This is a genomic window from Thermohalobaculum xanthum, from assembly GCF_016623495.1.
GTDB classification, from domain to species: Bacteria; Pseudomonadota; Alphaproteobacteria; order Rhodobacterales; family Rhodobacteraceae; genus Thermohalobaculum; species Thermohalobaculum xanthum.
In genome coordinates this window covers 1-1,395 of the sequence record NZ_JAEHHL010000028.1, presented here as the reverse complement: position 1 = coordinate 1,395, position 1,395 = coordinate 1, and the positions used below count along the sequence as shown (strand labels likewise).

The 1,395-nt window shown below is 63.4% G+C and carries 1 protein-coding gene; it reads left to right on the top strand.

Annotated features, from left to right (window positions below):
* Nucleotides 1-1,323, top strand: a protein-coding gene (locus H0I76_RS19280) for an IS3 family transposase (protein WP_200613823.1) whose coding sequence is annotated in 2 segments (ribosomal slippage) — nt 1-308 and nt 308-1,323 — 1,324 coding nt annotated over the 2 segments. Because the reading frame shifts where the segments join, the coding sequence is not laid out codon by codon here. This gene is flagged as partial in the annotation.
* Nucleotides 1,324-1,395: the final 72 nt, after the last annotated feature.

Sequence of the window (1,395 nt, the reverse complement as noted above, 5' to 3'; positions counted from 1 at the left end):
GCCATCGGAGCGGATTGTTAAGGACATCCGCCGCCGCACCCGCAAGCATCACTCGGCCGAGGAGAAGATCCGGATTGTGCTGGATGGGCTCCGTGGCGAGGAGAGCATCGCCGAGCTCTGTCGGCGCGAAGGGATCGCGACGAGCCTCTACTACAGCTGGTCGAAGGAGTTCCTTGAGGCCGGGAAGCGGCGCCTGGCGGGGGACACCGCCCGGCAGGCGACGAGCCCGGAGGTTAAGGGCCTGCGGGCCGAGGCGGCGGCGCTGAAGGAGGCCGTCGCCGACCTCACCGTCGAGAACCGGCTGCTCAAAAAAAGCATGATCGGGGATGGGGGCGAAGACGGATGAGATACCCCACCACTGAGAAGCTCGAGATCATTCGGCTGGTCGAGCAGTCTCATCTGCCGGCGAAGACGACGCTCGCCAAGCTCGGCGTGCCGAAGACCACGTTCTACCGCTGGTATAGTCGATACCAGGCTTTTGGGGAGGCGGGGCTGCGGGATCGACGGCCTCACCCCGGCCGGGTCTGGAACCGCATCCCAGACGATGTGCGCCAGCAGGTCGTGGAACTGGCGCTGGAGGAGCCCGACTTCTCGCCACGGGAGCTCGCAGTGCGCTTCACGGACACGAGGAAGCACTATGTGTCAGAGGCTTCGGCTTATCGCATCCTCAAGGCCCACGACCTGATCGCCAGTCCGGCGTTCATCGTCGTGAAAGCCGCCGACGAGTTCCGAGACAAGACGACCCGTCCAAACGAACTCTGGCAGACGGACTTCACCTACCTGAAGGTCGTCGGCTGGGGTTGGTATTACCTCAGCACGATCCTGGATGACTACAGCCGCTACGTCGTGGCCTGGCGGCTCTGCGCGACCATGAAAGCGAGCGACGTCACCGAAACGCTCGAGGACGCGCTGGCCGCGTCAGGCTGCGATCGAGCGACGGTCGCGCACAAGCCGCGCCTGCTCAGCGACAATGGCTCGTCTTACATCTCCGGCGAACTCGCCGACTGGCTCAGAGAGCGGGACATGGATCACGTTCGCGGCGCGCCAAACCATCCCCAGACCCAGGGCAAGATCGAGCGTTGGCATCAGACGCTGAAAAACCGGATCTTGCTCGAAAACCACTACCTGCCCGGAGCCCTCGCACAGGCCATCGGCGCCTTCATCGATCACTACAACAACGTCAGATGCCACGAGAGCCTCGGCAACATCACCCCGGCCGACGCCTACCATGGGCGCGGCCCCGCCATCCTGGAAGAAAGGAGACGCATCAAGGAGAGAACCCTGAAGCAGCGACGCTTGCTCAATCAGCAGGCCGCCGCATAATCGAAGCCATCAGAGCCAGGAGCCTCCGTTACGAAAACCTCCTCCGTGGCCCAAATCATCTGACAACGGACA